Origin of the sequence: Candidatus Contendobacter odensis Run_B_J11, from assembly GCF_000531125.1 — a bacterium.
GTDB lineage: Bacteria > Pseudomonadota > Gammaproteobacteria > Competibacterales > Competibacteraceae > Contendibacter > Contendibacter odensensis.
Genome location: NZ_CBTK010000020.1, coordinates 1 through 17592 on the forward strand (window position 1 = coordinate 1; position 17592 = coordinate 17592).

The 17592-nt window shown below is 55.3% G+C and carries 14 protein-coding genes, 2 pseudogenes and 1 riboswitch; of the genes and pseudogenes, 8 read left to right on the forward strand and 8 right to left on the reverse strand.

Features of this window, described 5'->3' with window-relative positions:
- Positions 1 to 63 precede the first annotated feature (63 nt).
- Together tsaA and BN874_RS01210 are read right to left on the reverse strand one after the other, a co-directional pair.
- Positions 64 to 780, reverse strand: coding sequence for a tRNA (N6-threonylcarbamoyladenosine(37)-N6)-methyltransferase TrmO (gene tsaA / locus BN874_RS01205; RefSeq protein WP_034430360.1), 717 nt, complete (start codon positions 778 to 780; stop codon positions 64 to 66).
- Between the two features lie 31 nt (positions 781 to 811).
- Positions 812 to 1528, reverse strand: a complete 717-nt coding sequence (locus tag BN874_RS01210) for an MBL fold metallo-hydrolase (protein ID WP_034430361.1) — start codon at positions 1526 to 1528, stop codon at positions 812 to 814.
- A gap of 158 nt (positions 1529 to 1686) precedes the next feature.
- Between BN874_RS01210 and BN874_RS01215 the strand changes: the two genes are divergently transcribed.
- Positions 1687 to 2064, forward strand: coding sequence for an Mth938-like domain-containing protein (locus BN874_RS01215; RefSeq protein WP_034430362.1), 378 nt, complete (start codon positions 1687 to 1689; stop codon positions 2062 to 2064).
- 88 nt (positions 2065 to 2152) lie between these two features.
- On the opposite strand, the gene rpoS is transcribed toward BN874_RS01215, so the two are convergent.
- Both rpoS and surE read right to left on the reverse strand, forming a co-directional pair.
- On the reverse strand, positions 2153 to 3148 hold the full coding sequence (rpoS, locus tag BN874_RS01220) for an RNA polymerase sigma factor RpoS (RefSeq protein ID WP_230314293.1): 996 nt from the start codon (positions 3146 to 3148) through the stop codon (positions 2153 to 2155).
- A 267-nt stretch (positions 3149 to 3415) separates the two neighbouring features.
- Complete coding sequence (surE, locus tag BN874_RS01225; protein WP_034430363.1) at positions 3416 to 4174, reverse strand: 5'/3'-nucleotidase SurE; 759 nt, start codon at positions 4172 to 4174, stop codon at positions 3416 to 3418.
- A 132-nt stretch (positions 4175 to 4306) separates the two neighbouring features.
- Here surE and BN874_RS01230 point away from each other — a divergent pair, with 132 nt between their 5' ends.
- A complete protein-coding gene (locus BN874_RS01230) occupies positions 4307 to 4879 on the forward strand; it encodes a Smr/MutS family protein (RefSeq protein WP_034430364.1) in 573 nt (190 codons plus the stop codon).
- Positions 4880 to 4920: 41 nt separating this feature from the next.
- Here BN874_RS01230 and BN874_RS01235 read toward each other — a convergent pair whose 3' ends face one another.
- A complete protein-coding gene (locus BN874_RS01235) occupies positions 4921 to 5739 on the reverse strand; it encodes an FCD domain-containing protein (RefSeq protein WP_230314294.1) in 819 nt (272 codons plus the stop codon).
- Between the two features lie 284 nt (positions 5740 to 6023).
- Between BN874_RS01235 and BN874_RS01240 the strand changes: the two genes are divergently transcribed.
- From BN874_RS01240 to BN874_RS01260, 5 genes are all read left to right on the forward strand, one after another.
- Complete coding sequence (locus BN874_RS01240; RefSeq protein ID WP_034430365.1) at positions 6024 to 6764, forward strand: (Fe-S)-binding protein; 741 nt, start codon at positions 6024 to 6026, stop codon at positions 6762 to 6764.
- A complete protein-coding gene (locus BN874_RS01245) occupies positions 6757 to 8199 on the forward strand; it encodes a LutB/LldF family L-lactate oxidation iron-sulfur protein (RefSeq protein ID WP_034430366.1) in 1443 nt (480 codons plus the stop codon). Before BN874_RS01240 ends, BN874_RS01245 begins: the two co-directional genes overlap by 8 nt.
- Positions 8192 to 8845, forward strand: coding sequence for a LutC/YkgG family protein (locus tag BN874_RS01250; RefSeq protein WP_034430367.1), 654 nt, complete (start codon positions 8192 to 8194; stop codon positions 8843 to 8845). The genes BN874_RS01245 and BN874_RS01250 overlap by 8 nt, the downstream gene beginning before the upstream one ends.
- A 91-nt stretch (positions 8846 to 8936) precedes the next feature.
- Complete coding sequence (locus BN874_RS01255) at positions 8937 to 11771, forward strand: FAD-binding and (Fe-S)-binding domain-containing protein (RefSeq protein ID WP_034430368.1); 2835 nt, start codon at positions 8937 to 8939, stop codon at positions 11769 to 11771.
- Between the two features lie 147 nt (positions 11772 to 11918).
- Positions 11919 to 13604 (forward strand): lactate permease LctP family transporter, encoded by a 1686-nt coding sequence (locus BN874_RS01260; protein WP_034430369.1) that lies wholly within the window; start codon positions 11919 to 11921, stop codon positions 13602 to 13604.
- Between the two features lie 502 nt (positions 13605 to 14106).
- Here the strand turns inward: BN874_RS01260 and BN874_RS24920 are convergent.
- Positions 14107 to 14256, reverse strand: coding sequence for a hypothetical protein (locus BN874_RS24920; RefSeq protein WP_195912071.1), 150 nt, complete (start codon positions 14254 to 14256; stop codon positions 14107 to 14109).
- A gap of 294 nt (positions 14257 to 14550) precedes the next feature.
- A complete protein-coding gene (gene thiC / locus BN874_RS01265; RefSeq protein ID WP_034430370.1) occupies positions 14551 to 16440 on the reverse strand; it encodes a phosphomethylpyrimidine synthase ThiC in 1890 nt (629 codons plus the stop codon).
- 46 nt (positions 16441 to 16486) lie between these two features.
- A riboswitch (TPP riboswitch) is annotated at positions 16487 to 16582 on the reverse strand.
- Positions 16583 to 16828: 246 nt separating this feature from the next.
- On the opposite strand from thiC, the pseudogene BN874_RS25285 reads away from it, so the two are divergent.
- Positions 16829 to 17143 (forward strand): annotated as a pseudogene (locus tag BN874_RS25285) (transposase); the annotation flags it as partial.
- A gap of 110 nt (positions 17144 to 17253) precedes the next feature.
- On the opposite strand, the pseudogene BN874_RS23190 reads toward BN874_RS25285, so the two are convergent.
- Positions 17254 to 17421 (reverse strand): annotated as a pseudogene (locus BN874_RS23190) (integrase core domain-containing protein); the annotation flags it as partial.
- Positions 17422 to 17592 lie beyond the last annotated feature (171 nt).

Sequence of the window (17592 nt, forward strand, 5' to 3'; positions counted from 1 at the left end):
CAAACACCTTCTATAATACATTGATTAAATTGAGCTTTTCAAGAGACCGGGAACTGCTGCTGCTCAGACTGGATCGGCGGATTCCGGGCATGGCCGAATTTCCAGCACATACGCAATGCCATCACGCACTTCCCACTGCACATCGCAATCGTACAGCGTCATGCCGTACTGTCGTGGCGCGGAATCCGCCTGCTGATAAGCCGGGCGCGGGTCCTGGCGAAGAATCTGCGCAATTAACTCTCGCAAATCCCCATTCGGCCAAGCCGCGCAAAACGCCGCTGCGGTCAGGCTGAATTCGACTGCCGGCAACAATGCTGGAGCCGTAACCGCAAAACCGCCGGTGGCGTCCACGATGCAGTCGGCATAGGGCAGATAGGGCTTAATGTCCAGCACCGGCGTCCCATCCAGCACATCCACACCCGCCAGATGCAGCACCACTCGGCCTTCACCTATTTCAATCCGTTCCAGCACCACCGCCGACAGGCCCATCGGGTTAGGGCGGAAGGTAGAACGGGTTGCGAACACGCCCAACCGCCGATTGCCGCCCAAACGCGGCGGGCGCACCGTCGGCTGCCAGTGACCGACCGGTACACCGTGGAATACGAACAGTAGCCACAGGTGGGAAAAACCTTCCAGCCCGCGCACCGCCTCCGGCTGAGCATAAGGCGGTAGCAATTCCAGCGTCGCCCGCGCTGCCGGGACCAGCCCCGGCTGACGTGGAATACCGAATTTCTGGCGAAAACAGGATCGAATGACGCCGATGGGTGCGAACTGGAACATCGCTGCCGACCCGTCTGGTTTCAGAAATCGCTCAGTGCGGATGAGGATGTGAGTGCGAATGTGGCCGGGGTTCGGGCCGGTACGGTTCTTCGCGGTCGTGCAGATGCATCCGGTACTCGACGAATCCCGGAGCGTTGGCAAAATGCAGAAACGGATTACCCGCCAGTTGTGCCGCCATCGTCGTGGTCGGGGTAATGCCGTAATTGTGGCCGGGGCGAATAATCGTATGATCGGGCAGTCGCTCGCTCAAATGTTGCAGACTCTGGTACATCCGTTCAGGATCACCGCCGCGCAGATCGCAACGCCCACAGCCGAACACAAACAGGGTATCGCCGGTCAGAATTTGATCGCCCAACCGGTAACAGGCCGATCCCGGCGTATGACCGGGCGTATGCAGAATTTCGATCTCGGTCTCGCCCAACTGAATACGGTCGCCGCCATCGTGCAGGGTCGGCAGATCGGTATAGCGATCCCAAAACGCGGCTTCAGCCCGCAGCAAATGCAGTTGCGCATCGCTATGATTCAACAGCGCCTCGACCCCGTTGATATGATCAAAATGGCTGTGGGTAAGCAAAATATCGGTGATTCGCAGCCCGCGCCGTTCAGTTACGGCCAGAATGGTCGGCACATCCCAAGCCGGGTCTACCACCGCCGCACGGTCGCTGGCATGATCGTGGATGACATAAATAAAATTGCCCATTCGCCCCAGTTCCAAGGCGTGGATGGTGTGAGTTTGGCTATCGGCCATCGCGCATTCTCCAGAGTGAAAGCGATTCAACCTCATATCTACAGCGTCTGCAAACCTTGATCCAGCAGCGGCGCCGATGCTGAATCCGAGTCGCGGCACCCTATCGGCTCCTGATATGCAACCGCAATCACCGGCCTTTCCATCCAGAGGAATTTTTCATGCGCTTCAGTCTCGACACCGATGCGAACCGATATTCGATTAGAAGTTATGGCCCAGGCTGGATCACGGTCAACGAACAGGAAATCCGCCACAGCGTAATCGTTACTCCTGCACAGTTGGTTCTCGATTGGGAGCCACAAGCATTCACCGACTTGGTGGAAATGCATTTCGAGAAAATCGCCGGGTTGGAACCGGAAATCGTGCTGCTGGGCACCGGTAGCCGACAGCAGTTTCCGCACCCGCGACTGACGCAGGCCCTGCTGGCGCACGGCATCGGGGTTGAGGTCATGGACACCGCCGCCGCCTGCCGAACCTACAACGTCATCATGCTTGAAGGCCGCCGGGTCGCGGCTGCGTTACTCTTGTCGGTAGATTGAAAGGGATAGGGAACCGGTTTCCAGCCGGGTTTAACAGGCTGAAAACCGGTACTACCTTCCAGGATGAGCAGATAATATCGGGTTGGATCTACAGAAAATCCTGGGAAAACCCTTCGTTTTCAAGAACTTTTCGTAGCCGGCGCAGAGCATCAATCTGAATCTGCCGCACCCGTTCGCGGGTTACACCGATCTCGTTACCGACCTGCTCCAGCGTGGCTTTCTCATGACCGCCCAAGCCGAACCGTCGTTCTACCACGATGCGCTGCTTATCGTTCAACTGGCCGAGCCATAGTTCCAGCTTTTCGGTGAGATCAGCATCCTGCAAGATTTGCAACGGATCGAGATTGTTGTCGTCGGGAATCGCGTCCAGCAAGGACCGATCTTCGTCCTTACCAATCGGTGTATCTACCGAAGCCACCCGCTCGTTGAGTTGCAACATCCGCTTCACATCGGCGACAGACTTGCCCATTGCCCGGGCAATTTCATCTGCAGTGGGTTCGTGATCCAGGGTCTGCGCCAGTTGCCGGGCAGTTCGTAGATAACCGTTGATTTCCTTGATGATGTGGATCGGTAACCGAATGGTGCGAGTCTGATTCATCAGCGCCCGCTCAATGGTTTGGCGAATCCACCAGGTCGCGTAGGTCGAGAAGCGAAAGCCGCGTTCGGGATCGAATTTCTCGACCGCGTGAATCAGTCCCAGATTGCCTTCCTCAATCAAATCAAGCAGGCTCAAGCCCCGATTCATGTAACGGCGGGCGATTTTCACCACCAGCCGCAGATTGCTCTCGATCATGCGGTTGCGGGCGCTGGCTTCGCCCTGAATGGCCCGGCGGGCGTAGTAGACTTCTTCCTGAGCCGTCAGCAGCGGAGAAAAACCGATCTCGCTCAGATACATGCGGGTGGCGTCCAATTCCTCCGGGGTAAATTCCCGGCTGGTCGCGGCAGGAGCTACCCACGGTGCTTCCATCCCTACTTCAACAACCTCGTCTTCCTCCAGCTTGTCATCATCCAGCAAGGGGTCGCTTATGTGTACTTCGTCTTCGCATACGACCGCCTCCAGACAGACGTTCATCCGTCGGGACATCAGTAACCTCCTCGACTCGCTTCGCTTGGTGGGTTTTCATGGCGACGCGCAGGCTATCGCCCGTCGCATCTTTATAATTCTGATTATGTTGAAAATCGGCACTCAGCACGGAACTTGATGTCATTCAGAACCGCCCGTTAGGCCAGCGCCTGAAATACCGGAATAATCCTGTCCTTGATCCGGATTACAAGCATTTGATGATGATAAACTTTTTCAAGCGGTTGCGTCCACTGGCATTGTGTATGCTAAAGCCGACCAATGGCTGATTCATACCGAGGGTTTTATCTCGCTCAACCACTCCGTCAATGGACCGATTGCGCCATGGCGGGTTAAATCCACCTGCAACGGGGTGATGGAGACATAACCAGCCCGCACCGCATGAAAGTCAGTGCCAGGGCCAGCATCCTGTTCGGGACCCGCCGGCCCCACCCAGTAGATCGGACGGTCGCGTGGGTCGGTACTTTTGATGACCGGTTCGGACTTGTGGCGGTGACCGAGCCGGGTGGCCTGAAAACCGGCCAGTTGTTCCCACGGCACATCGGGAACGTTGACGTTCAGGATGGTATCGGGCGGGAGCCGTCGTTCGCGCAGCCGGCGCACCAACCAGACCGCGACGCGGGCGGCGGTATCGAAATGCGCGGGGCGGGGCGCATTCTGGGAAATCGCAATGGCCGGTAGACCAAGGAAGCGGCCTTCCATCGCTGCCGCCACCGTACCGGAATAGATCACATCATCGCCCAGGTTAGCGCCGTTGTTGATGCCCGACACCACCATATCCGGTTCTTGTTCTAACAAACCGGTGATGGCGACATGGACGCAATCCGTCGGGGTTCCTTCGACACTATAAAAACCGCTGTCATGGCGGGTGACATAGAGTGGATTTTTAAGGCTCAACGAATTGCTGGCACCACTGCGGTCGCGGTCAGGGGCGACTACCGTGATCTCTGCCAGTTCGCTCAGGGCGGCGACCAGGCACAGCAGCCCCGGAGCCTGATAACCATCGTCATTGCTTACCAAGATGCGCATAGCACGCTATTCTCCCAAGTTACTGCTGTGCCAACCGTATCGGAGCGCGCAGCGACAACGCTAGACTGTCCGTTATTATCCCGATTATTTCCGTCCTGGCCGGACGCCCCCTGCGATCTCACCGAGGCGCCCATGACCAAACTATTGAACCTTGATCCACAAGATCAAGCGCTGTTCCGTCAAGCCGTCGGAGCAGTCAAGCCACTGCATTGCGACCGGATCGACCCGATCCGGCATCATCCTGCCCCGATTCCCCGCTTCACCCAAGCCGACGAACAGCAGGTGCTGACCGATATGATCTCGGATTATTTCGAGCCGGCGGACTTGGATACCGGCGAGGAGTTGTACTATCGTCGCGATGGTGTCCAGCAGGCAGTACTGCGCAAGTTGCGGCGCGGCCAGTTTCAGGTTGGGGCGGTGCTGGATTTGCACGGGATGACGGTGGTCACAGCCAAAGAGGCGCTGGTCGCGTTTCTCCACCATGTTCGCCGCAACCGGTTGAGCTGTGTGCGGATCATTCATGGCAAGGGTAAGGGTTCGCATCATCGAGGGCCAGTGTTGAAACAAAAAGTTAACTACTGGCTGCGGCAACGTGATGAAGTGCTGGCGTTCTGCTCAGCGCGGTCCGTGGACGGCGGCACCGGGGCAATTTATGTATTGCTGAGAAGCAACCCGTGCCGCGCTCAACCGCAGCTTGATGATTGATGACTGCACTTTTTCAACAAGGGCGGTACGGTAACCCACGGTTAGGCCCTGATTTCCAGCGCCGACAGGCTTGGCAACCGGCGTTGCGAACGTTGCTGGCGGGCGGCTTCTTCGTCGAGTTCGCGCAAGGTAGTTTCAACGAAGGCGAGGTGAATATGAGCCGCCTGCCGAGCGGCCTCCGGATCGCGATCCAATATCGCTTTCAGGATGGCCCGATGTTGGGAATGGACGATCACATAACTGCTTTCGCGGGTATAGAGCCGCTCCAGCGAACGGCAAATATGACTCAACAGCAAGTTAAACAGCCCGCGCATCACATGGATCAGCGCCACATTGTGGGAAGCGTCGGCGATGGCGAGATGAAAGTTGGCGTCCACTATGGAATCGTGTTGGGGCGCATGTTCGCCTTGCTGGATTTCCTCCAGTTCGGCGAAACGGCGCTGTAGAATTTCCCGGTCGGCTTCGGTGGCGCGGAGAGCGGCGAAGTAAGCCCCGACTTCTTCCAGAGCATGGCGCAACTCAAGTACGTCAAACATCGCCTTGGGATGGCTTTTAAGCAACTCGATCAAGGGATCCGTCAGGGTCGGCGCGATGATGTCCACCACATAGTGTCTCCCTCCCCGCGCACTCCGTAGCAGCCCTCTGGATTTCAGCGTCGTAATCGCCTCGCGCAACGACGGGCGAGATACGTTCAGCTCTTGCGCCAGTTCCCGCTCTGGCGAGAGCCGTTCACCCGGTTTAAGCACGCCATCCAAAATCAACTGTTCGATCTGGCTGACGATGACATCCGCAACTTTCGGAGAGTTAATCGTTTCAAATTGCATGACCTTGCCCAAGCAGTGAACCTCGTTTTCCGCCATTGTGCTATGCAGCATCCTTTATAAAGATACCACGACACCGGCATCGTTTGCAGCGCTGGTCCAAGCGACCCAATTTTTTGGTCATACCATGTTACCAAACTATTGCAAGCCATAAAACACGCTGCTATGCTTTTGGTCAGACCAGTTTACCAAAAAGGTCGGTTTATGACTGGATTGGTAACCGCAGGTAAAACAAGAAGCTGCTACGTCGCTGACTCGACAGGATTTGTACCCATAGCGCGCAGGCGGCATCAACCACCAAAACCGGATGCAGGGATACTGCTATGCCCACCCGTCCTCAGAAGGTGTATTACTTCGGCACTTGCTTAATCGATCTCTGTTATCCCCAAGCGGGAATGGCCGGAATCGAGTTAATTCAGCGCGAAGGGATTGAAGTTATTTTTCCCCAACAGCAGTCCTGCTGTGGTCAACCGGCTTACAACGCCGGATTCCCCGAAGAAACCAGAAAAGTCGCCCGCCAGCAGCTTAAAGCTTTTCCTCACGACTATCCGATTGTGGTTCCGTCCGGTTCCTGTGGCGGAATGCTGAAGCACCATTACCCCAGATTGTTCGCCAATGAACCAGAAGCCGCTGAAGCGCAACGCTTCGCCAGCCGAGTGATTGAACTGACTGAATTTCTGGTCACGGTACTGGACATTAAACTCGAAGATCGGGGCCAGCCGATTAAGGTCACTTGGCATTCCTCCTGTAGCGCCTTACGGGAAATGGGCGTGATTGAGTATTCCAAATCACTGATCCGCCAATTGCAGAATGTCGAGCTGATTGAGTTGCAACGCGAGCGAGAATGCTGCGGGTTCGGTGGCACGTTTTCGGTGAAGCAGCCGGATATTTCCTCAGCAATGGTCAGTGACAAAGTGAGTGATATTGCTCAAACCGGCGCGGCGCGAGTGCTGTCCGGTGATTGCGGCTGCCTGATGAACATTGGCGGGGCGCTGGAATACCGCAACATCGCGATTCCTGCCCAACACCTTGCTGAATTTATTTGGGAGCGCACGCATGGCTAGTTCAGTCGTAGTAGATTTCCCCAAGAATTTCGCTAATGCACTGAGCAATCCGCAATTGCGGCGCAATCTGCGCGCCGCAATGGACACCTTGGGAATGCGGCGGCGAGCGATTTTTTCTGATAAGGACGCTTTTGAAGCATTAAGGGCGCAAGGCGATGCTATCCGCCAGCGATCATTACGCCAGCTTCCGCAATTACTGGAACAGTTGGAGAAGAAATGCACTGAAAACGGGATTCAGGTGCATTGGGCCGAAACGACCACAGAAGCCAGCCAGATTTGCCTGAGCATTATTCAGAGTCATCATGCCACCCGTGTGATTAAAGGCAAATCAATGGTATCGGAGGAAATGCACCTTAACCATGTGCTGGAAGAGCATGGGATTGAGGCGCTGGAAACCGATTTGGGCGAATACATTATTCAACTGGATCATGAAACGCCGTCGCATATTATTGTTCCGGCCATTCACAAAAACCGTGATCAGATCGCCCGGTTGTTTCACGACAAGATTCCCAACACGCCCTATACCGAAGTGGTTGAGGAACTTAACGCCATTGCCCGCAAGGTGTTACGCGAGAAGTTCTGTGCTGGCGAAGTGGGAGTCAGCGGGGTCAATTTCGCAGTGGCCGAAACCGGAACCCTCTGTCTGGTGGAAAACGAAGGCAATGGCCGGATGTGTACTACCGCGCCGCCGGTGCATATCGCGGTAATGGGTCTGGAAAAAGTGGTTGAGCGACTCACAGACGTGCCGCCACTGTTACGGTTACTCACGGGTTCGGCGACCGGCCAGTTGATTACCACCTATTTCAATATGATCACTTCGCCGCGCAAGTCCGGCGAAAAAGATGGCCCCAAGGAAGTGCATCTGGTGCTGCTCGACAATGGCCGCTCCAAAATTCTGGCCGACCCGGAATTGCGGCAGACCTTGAAGTGCATCCGCTGCGGCGCATGTTTGAACCATTGTCCGGTATATACCCGCCTCGGCGGTCACGCTTATGGCTACGTTTATCCCGGCCCTATTGGCTCGATTCTGACCCCACAAATCGAAGGCTTGGAGAACGCCGGGGCAATGGCTTCGGCTTCGACGCTGTGCGGGGCCTGCGAAGAAGTCTGCCCGGTCAAGATTCCCATTACTCACATCCTGCGCCGTCTACGCAATGAATCCTACTCTAAAACCGACTCGCCTAATGCCGTCAAGGGTCACGGTTATAAAAGCAATCTGGCGGAAAGCCTCACCTGGAAAGGCTGGGCGCTGACCAATTCGGCACCGTGGGCTAATGTGCTGAACGCCAAGTTGCTCGGCCTGCTGGGTTCGCAACTCACCAAGCTGTCGAAAGTGGAACTGGTGAAAAACTGGACCCAAGTTAGAACCATGCCCAAATTCGCCAGTAAAAGCCTGCACGCGCTGGCCAAAGAAAAGGGGATCAGCGATGAGTAGCTCACGCGATAACATTCTGGCGCGATTACGGGCGGCGGTGCCGCAAGATCACGCCGTCGCGCCCGAACCTGCCACGCCGCCGAGCGTGGAACTCAGCCGTACTGAGAAGGTGGCGCGGCTGAAGCAGCGGATGGAAGCGATGCACGCCGAAGTGGTCGTCACCGACGCAGCAGGTTGGCGGGATGCGCTCAAAACCGTGCTGCGCAATCGCAGCTTGAACGGTTTGCTCTACGCGCCGGCCACCGCGCTAGGTCAGGAGTTAGCGGCAGCCTGGGACAGCGATTTGCCGCCGTTGGTGGGCTACACTGAGGATGTAGAGCAGAGCAAGGAGCGGCTGTTTGCCATTGACGCCAGCATTACTTCAACACAGGGCGGCTTGGCCGATGTCGGCGCGCTGATTCTGTGGCCGGACCCCAACGAGCCGCGCTTGATGTCGCTCGCACCACCACTGCATATCGCGGTGCTGGACGCCACCAAAATCCATGATTCGCTGGCCGACGCTATTGCCCTTGAACGCTGGCAAGAGCGCATGCCGACCAATGTGCTGCTGATCTCCGGTCCGTCCAAGACCGCTGATATTGAGTTGGTGCTGACCTTCGGTGTGCATGGTCCCAAGGAATTGATCGTACTCATTCTGGACGGCTGATTATCGCCCGCGCTGGCGCGGCACAACCATAAAACAAAAACAGTGCATCGCTTTGTCCGATGCGCCCATCACCAAATGAGACCGAACCACCATGCTTTCCAAGGCGTATCAGCAACTTCATCACGATCTACAGCAATTTATTCCCGCGACCCGCCTGATTAGCGACCCGCTGCGCACGCTCGCTTACGGCACTGACGCCAGTTTGTACCGCCTGATTCCACAACTGGTGGTGCGAGTGGAGAGCGAAGCCGAGATGCAACGGATTCTGGGGCTGGCGCATACCCATGGAACCCCGGTGACGTTTCGCGCCGCCGGCACCAGTCTGTCCGGGCAGGCGGTCACCGATTCGGTGCTGCTACAAATGGGCGATGGCTGGCGCAACTGGCGCATTGGCAATAACGCGGCGACCATCAGCTTGCAACCGGGCATTATCGGCGGCCACGCCAACCGTTATCTGGCACCCTACCAGCGCAAGATCGGCCCGGACCCGGCTTCGATCAATACCTGCTGGATCGGCGGCATCGCGGCTAATAACGCCAGCGGCATGTGTTGCGGCACCGCCCAGAACAGCTACCAGACCCTGAAAAGTATGCGGGTGATACTGGCTGATGGTGCCGTGCTGGACACCGGCGATCCGGTCAGCCGCGAGAATTTCAGCGCCAGCCACGGCCCCTTGCTGGCTCAACTCGCCGAACTGGGCCAGCGCACCTGCGCTAATGCCTCGCTGGCCGAGCGCATCCGCAGCAAATTCAAAATCAAGAACACTTGCGGCTACAGCCTGAATGCCTTGGTGGATTACCAGGACCCGTTTGAAATTTTGCAACATCTGATGATCGGCTCCGAGGGCACGCTCGGTTTTATCGCCGAGATCACCTTTAATACCGTCGAGGAGCATAGCCACAAAGCCACCGCGCTGATGATCTTCCCGGACATCAAAACCGCCTGTGAAGCGGTGGCGGCGCTGAAAAGCCAGCCGGTAGCGGCAGTGGAACTGATGGATCGAGCGTCGATCCGCTCGGTGGAGAACAAGGCGGGAATGCCACCGTTCTTCAAGGAGTTGCCGGAAGCCGCCGCCGCGCTGCTGGTGGAAACCCGGGCGCTTAATGCGCTGGATTTGCGCACCCAAGTTGAGATCATTACCGCTTCCATCGCCGCCACGCCGACCCTGCTGCCGTTTGAATTCACCGACCAGCCCGACCAATTCACCAAGCTGTGGGCAATCCGCCAAGGCTTGTTCCCGTCCGTCGGTTCGGCGCGGGCCACCGGCACCACCGTTATTATCGAAGACGTGGCGGTCGCGGTGCCGCAGTTGGCGGCAATGACGCTGGATTTACAGCGGCTGTTCGACAAGCACGGCTATAGCGGATCGATCATTTTCGGCCACGCGCTCGAAGGCAATCTTCATTTCGTCATCACCCCCGATTTTTCCAAGCCTGCCGAAACGGCTCGCTACAAGCAGTTTATGGATGATGTGTGCGGGATGATCGTCCATCAATACGACGGTTCGCTGAAAGCGGAACATGGCACGGGCCGCAATATCGCCCCGTTCGTGGAACTGGAATGGGGCCAGCAGGCGTATCAACTGATGCGGCAAATCAAGGCGCTGTTCGATCCGCGCAATCTGCTCAATCCCGGCGTCATTCTTAACGATGACCCGGAGGTGCATCTTAAAAATATCAAGCCGATGGCTGCCGTTGATTCGCTGGTGGACAAGTGCATCGAATGCGGTTTTTGCGAGCCGAATTGTCCATCCCGTGCCCTCACCTTGTCGCCGCGCCAGCGCATCGTCGGCTTGCGCGAAATCGCCCGGTTGCAAGCCGCCGATGAAGACGCCAGCCGGTTACAGGCGATTCAGGAGTCCTATCAATATCAAGGGCTTGACACCTGCGCCGCTGATAGCTTGTGTGCGCTGACCTGTCCGGTCGGCATCAACACCGGCACGATGATGTTGAAAGTGCGCAGCCAGAAACGCGGTCAAACCGCGCAACGGATCGGCAATTGGGTGGCGAGCCATTTTGCCGGCGTGACCGCTGCCACCCGGTTCAATCTGGCGGCTACTGACATTTCCCATAAAATTTTGGGAACTCAAGTACAAGGTGGCCTGACGGGCGGCATTCGCAAGCTGTCCGGCAACCGGATTCCCCAGTGGAATCGTTACATGCCGACCGCTGGCGCCATGCCCAAGCCTGAAATCAACGTCACGCCGGACCGCCCGCGAGTGGTCTATTTCCCTAGTTGCGCCAGCCGCACGATGGGGCCAGCCAAGGGCGATCCCGAAGCGGACGCCTTACCGGTGAAAACCGCCGCCCTGCTGCGCAAGGCCGGTTTTGAGGTGATCCTGCCGGAAAACAGCGCTGCGCTATGTTGCGGCCAACCGTTTGAAAGCAAGGGCTTACCGCAACAGGCCGATGCCAAACGCCGGGAAGTCGAGCAGGCGTTGCTCAAAGCCAGTCGCAATGGTCAAGACCCGATTGTGTTCGATACCACGCCTTGCGTCTTGCGGGTCAAAAAAGGCCCGGAGCAAGCCTCACTCCAGTTGTACGACATCACCGAATTTCTGCATGACGTGGTATTGGAACGGTTGACGATCCATAAGCAAGCGGAAACTGTTGCGATTCATCCCACCTGTAGCAACATCAATATGGGCTTGCAAGCCAAGCTCAAAGCGATTGCGGAAGCTTGCGTAGAGAAAGTCATTGTCCCCGACCGGGTGTCCTGTTGTGGTTGGGCCGGTGATAAAGGCTTCACCCAGCCAGAATTAAACGCCAGCGCATTACGCGATTTGAAAGCAGCTTTGCCTGATGAGTGTCAATCGGGCTATTCCACCAGCCGCACCTGTGAAATTGGTCTATCTTTACACAGTGAGCGTTATTACCGCTCCATCATTTATCTGGTAGATCGCTGCTCGCAAGCCAAGATGTACTGATTGCCAACAGTACTTCATCACTTTTAAGGATACCGGTGCGGACAGTTCGGTAGCGTTTTGCTGCCTGCGTTTCCTCACCGGATTTCAGGAAGAAAAAGCAAACAGGTCGTTATTAAACGACTCATTACCACTGAGGAGAGTTCTCTTATGCAGTCCTGGACCCAAATCTATGCGCCGCTGGCCGACAATTTGTGGCTATCCACGCTGGTTGCCGCTATCCCAATCATCTTTTTCTTTATCGCCCTAGCCGTCTTGCGGATGAAAGGCTATATCGCTGCACTGGTTACTGTAGCTCTCGCCATTGTTATCGCCGTACTCGTTTACCAGATGCCAGTTTCCATGGCGCTGGCCGCGACCGGCTATGGCTTTTTATACGGTTTATGGCCGATTTCCTGGATCATCGTGACTGCCGTATTTCTGTATAAACTCACGGTTAAAACCGGCCAGTTTGAGGTAATCCGCTCGTCGGTACTCACCATTACCAGCGACCAGCGGTTACAGATAATACTGGTCGGTTTCTGTTTCGGTGCCTTTCTGGAAGGAGCAGCAGGATTCGGCGCACCAGTGGCCATCACTGCTGCGCTATTAGTCGGATTGGGCTTTAATCCACTTTATGCCGCTGGCTTGTGCCTGATCGCCAATACCGCACCGGTGGCATTTGGCGCATTAGGCATTCCAATTACGGTAGCGGGAAAAGTTACGGGTACTGATCCATTTCTGATTGGGCAAATGGCAGGGCGGCAACTGCCGTTATTGTCACTGTTCGTACCATTCTGGCTGGTTTTCATTATGGACGGCTGGCGCGGCATCAAGCAAACCTGGCCAGCGATTTTCGTGGCGGGCTTCGCCTTTGCGTTGACCCAGTTCTTCACCTCGAATTTTTGGGCTTATGAACTGCCGGATATTACTTCGGCTCTAGTCAGTCTGGTGATATTGACACTGTTTCTGCGCTATGTATGGCAGCCCAAACACGCCTTTTCCTTTCAAGGCGCGGGCACTGGAACCAGTCTATCGGCAGATCATCCGCGTTCTCAATACAGTATGGGGCAAATCATCAAGGCTTGGTCACCGTTTATCATACTCACCATTATGGTAACGATCTGGACCTTGCCGGCATTCAAGGGATTATTTTCCAAAGGCGCTATGCTGGAGTCATGGATCATCAGTTTCCATATACCGGGTCTGGACAAGCTGGTGATGAAGGCCATGCCGATTGTCAAGGTACTGACGCCCTATGAGGCGGTCTATAAGTTTGATGTAATGTCGGCAACAGGAACTTCGATTCTATTGGCGGCAGTGATTAGCGCCTTCGTTCTGAGAATCAACATCAAGACCTTCTTTAGCACGCTGTGGGAAACAATGGTGGAATTGAGAACGCCTATTTTCACCATTGGTTTGGTACTGGGCTTTGCGTTTATTGCCAATTATTCCGGTGCTTCCTCAACGCTCGGTCTAGCCTTTGCCGCAACTGGGGCGCTCTTCCCCTTCTTCTCGCCATTCCTCGGCTGGCTTGGCGTTTTTCTGACCGGATCTGACACCTCAAGTAATGCCCTGTTCGCCAACTTGCAGCAAGTGACCGCCCAACAGATTGGCGTTAATCCAATTCTGACGATTGCGGCCAACACCACCGGTGGCGTCACCGGAAAAATGATTTCACCGCAGTCTATCGCGGTCGCCTGTGCGGCGGTGGGATTGGTGGGCAAGGAATCGGATCTGTTCCGCTTTACCCTGAAACACAGCCTGTTCTTTGCCGTCATCATCGGCATCATCACCTATGTGCAGGCGTATTACCTGCAATGGATGATTCCGGTAGCCGCGCAAGTAGCCCATTAAGTAGGCGCGGATAGAACAGGAAGCACGGTACAGGGATGTACCTCTTTGGCAAAAAATCTAATCGTACTGCGGTTATTCCCGCATTGATTGAATACAAACTGAATTTTTTGAGCCGATTTTAGGGATTAAAGAAATTCGCGTAGATCGCACGGATGGGCAAAAATATCTTCATAGTTATTGCAGTTCTATTTTTGAGGAAGCGCTTTGTCCGCACTGTTACCGGTAAAGCAGTATATTTAAGTCAGCGGCAGTTTTATGACCCGGATTGTGATCATCATTTTAATGAGCATTTCAAATTTGTTGATCCCCAGCGTAAGAAAACTCGCCGTTATAGTCTCTCGCGCTGATAGCCAGACATGACCACAACTTTCATTCTGGCTTGGAGCGGCCTCAACTATAATCCATGTCTGTTTATCAGGTTGCGACACTATATGAGCGCTACGGGTATGAATGCTGCAAAGCCAGCACGATCCAAAAAATCAGCGCTCAAGCGGGTTGTACTTCATGGTGCAGGAACCCAGCGGGTATAATTCTTCTGCGACAGCCGGGTGTAATGGCGCACCGCCTGAAGTTCCGAGACTTCCGGCAGCGGCGCGGCGGCGGCGCAGGTGATCGGGTAGGTCAGACAGGGCGGTTCGGAGGCGGGAATCACTGCCCGGCGACTGATCTGGGATTAGTCAAAGATCAGCATGAGAAGCACCGAGTCAGGTTTTGGGAAGATGAACGGCATCAATGCCGCCAATATCGCCTCGTTATTCGGTTTCCGGGCGATTTCCAGCGGAAAGGGTGGGCTTGCCGCCTGATTTATCGCCATTGCTTGGGAATCGTCTCTTTCAGGCCGGACCTGCGCCAAGCATATTTAAGAGACGTTTTTGCACGGCCTCTTGCAAACAAACCCTCACCTCCAGCCCTTCTCCCGGTGGGAGAGGGGCGTTTTTATACAGTCCTAAGCCCGGTGATAAATCTCCGCGCCGCCGCTGACAAATTCCTCCGCTTTGGCCACCAATCCCGTGGCGAGCGCCGTCTGTGCTTCGATCCCCTGCCGCGCTGCGTACTCACGCACTTCTTGAGTAATTTGCATCGAGCAGAAATGCGGCCCGCACATCGAACAGAAATGCGCGACCTTGGCTGATTCCTTGGGCAAGGTCGCGTCGTGATATTCGCGGGCACATTCCGGGTCGAGGCCCAGGTTGAACTGGTCTTCCCAGCGGAACTCGAAGCGCGCTTTAGACAGCGCATTGTCGCGAAGTTGCGCGCCGGGAAGACCCTTAGCGAGATCGGCGGCGTGAGCGGCAATCCGGTAGGCAATGATGCCCTCGCGCACGTCCTGCTTGTTCGGCAAGCCGAGATGTTCCTTCGGCGTGACGTAACACAGCATGGCCGTGCCGTACCAGCCGATCTGCGCTGCGCCAATGGCTGAGGTGATGTGGTCGTAGCCGGGAGCAATGTCGGTGGTCAGTGGGCCGAGGGTGTAAAACGGTGCCTCAAAGCAATCGCTTAACTCCTTGTCCATATTGGCTTTGATCATTTGCATCGGCACATGGCCGGGGCCTTCGATCATCACCTGCACCTCGTGCGCCCAGGCTTTTTTCGTCAGTTCGCCCAGCGTTTCCAGTTCGGCGAATTGAGCGGCGTCGTTGGCGTCGGCCAGCGAACCGGGCCGCAGTCCGTCACCTAGTGAAAAGCTCACATCGTAGGCCCGCATGATGGTGCAGATCTCATCGAAGTGGGTGTAGAGGAAATTTTCTTGATGATGCGCCAGACACCACTTGGCGAGAATCGAACCGCCGCGTGAGACGATGCCAGTCACGCGGTCGGCGGTCAGCGGGACATGGCGCAGCAACACGCCGGCGTGAATGGTGAAGTAATCCACCCCCTGTTCCGCCTGCTCGATCAGCGTGTCGCGGAAAATCTCCCACGTCAGCGCCTCCGGTTTGCCATCCACTTTTTCCAGGGCTTGATAGATCGGCACCGTGCCGATTGGAACCGGCGCATTGCGGATCAGCCATTCGCGGGTTTCGTGAATATGCTTGCCGGTGGATAAATCCATAATGGTGTCGGCACCCCAGCGCAGCGACCAGACCATCTTTTCCACCTCCTCCGCCACCGACGATCCCAACGCCGAATTGCCAAGATTGCCGTTGATTTTCACCCGGAAGTTGCGGCCAATGATCATCGGTTCCAATTCGGGATGATTGATGTTGGCTGGCAGAATGGCGCGGCCACGGGCGATCTCGTTGCGCACGAACTCCGGGGTGAAGGTATCGGGAAGAGCCGCGCCGAAATTTTCGCCGCGATGCTGACGCAGCAAACGCCGGTAGCGCGGATCGTCGCGCAGCTCCTGCAAGCGCATGGATTCACGCAGAGCGACGTATTCCATCTCCGGCGTGACGATGCCACTGCGGGCGTAGTGCATCTGAGTAACGCACGCGCCGGTTTTGGCGCGGCGCGGCGGGCGGATGTGTTCAAAACGCAGATGAGCGGTGGCCGGATCAGCCGCGCGGGCGCGGCCATACTCGGAAGATGGGCCAGCCAGTATTTCCGTATCGTCACGCTCCCCGATCCAGGCAGCTCGAACCGGCGGCAAGCCTTTGAGCAGATCAATCTTTGCCTGCGGATCGGTGTAGGGACCGGAACAGTCGTAGACCGGGATCGGTGGATTGTCTTCAGCGCCGAGTTCGGTCGGGGTGGCGTACTGGCTGATTTCGCACAGCGGAACCCGCAAATCCGGACGCGATCCCTGGATATAAACTTTACGGGAGTTGGGGTAAGGGCGGGTAATACTTTCGCCCAATTGCGCGGCGGTGTGCAGAAAATCGTGAGAAATAGCGTTCATGCGGGTCGTCCTCGGCGGCGGTGGATGAGGACGAAACAGAGGCGCTGGCATGAGCGCTGAAGCTTTCCTACGCCGGTGCTAACCGGATCAGGTTCCAAGGGTATGTCTCAGCTCCAGAATGGGAGCACCCCCGCTTCGTTCCAAGGAAGATTAAAACACAGTGCCGGCTGATCGGGAACTGTAAGGTAATAAACGACCCCGCAGCAAGCTGCGGGGTATTGGGTTACCAAAGAACGCAGCAAGCTGCGGGGAGTTAGACCCGTAGAGATTAAAAGCGTTCTTTAACTCGTCTAATGATTTATCCATCATAGAATTCTCACTTGATGTTGGCAACTGGTTGATACTATTATGCTTTAATACCCCTTGAAATACCAGAGAGCCGCAAGTTTGTTTTGTTTGTTCGGATATGTATGTAGGTTTTATCAATGCAGCGAAAGAAGTTTTTTGGAAAAAAGTCCAGATCGTAGTCGATCGATTTCATGTCGCTAAATTATATGGAAAGGGGTTGGATGAATGACGCAAAAAAGAGTTGGCACGCCTGCGGAAGACCTTACCGAAAGAGCAATATAAAGAGTTAGAAGGGGTGATGTGGATTTTGTGTAAAAGACCTGATCATTTAGAGTTAAAAGACCAGGAAACTTTAGAAAAATTATTCCAGCACTCCCCTCTTCTTAAACAAGCATATCAATTGAAAAATGAGTGAACAAATCTATTTGATAGCAACATAGATCGCCGTCGCGGTAAGCAGAAAATAGAGCCGCTCCCGTCTGTTTGGACAGCAAATCGGCTAGGATAAGTGGAGCCTTGTGGTGATCATGCCGCGATTCTTTCCTGCGGTACGTGGTTGAAGTACATCGTATCGGGCGTCTGCCCGTCAAGCGACTGATGCGGTCGCTGCGTGTTATAGAAGTTAAAATACCTTCCCAGACACGCCTTGGCCTCGGGGACTGAATCGTAAGCTCTGAGATAGACCTCCTCATATAGTCTTGCCAATAAATATCTATACATTGTGAATAAACTAACTTCTGAATTAAGTGTCTATATATAGCAATCATTTACAGGTTGTGGAATTTTTCAACACACCCTTCTGAAAAATTTATAGTTATTAATAATTATTTTTATAGGAGAATTGAGTCATGTTAAATTTAGATG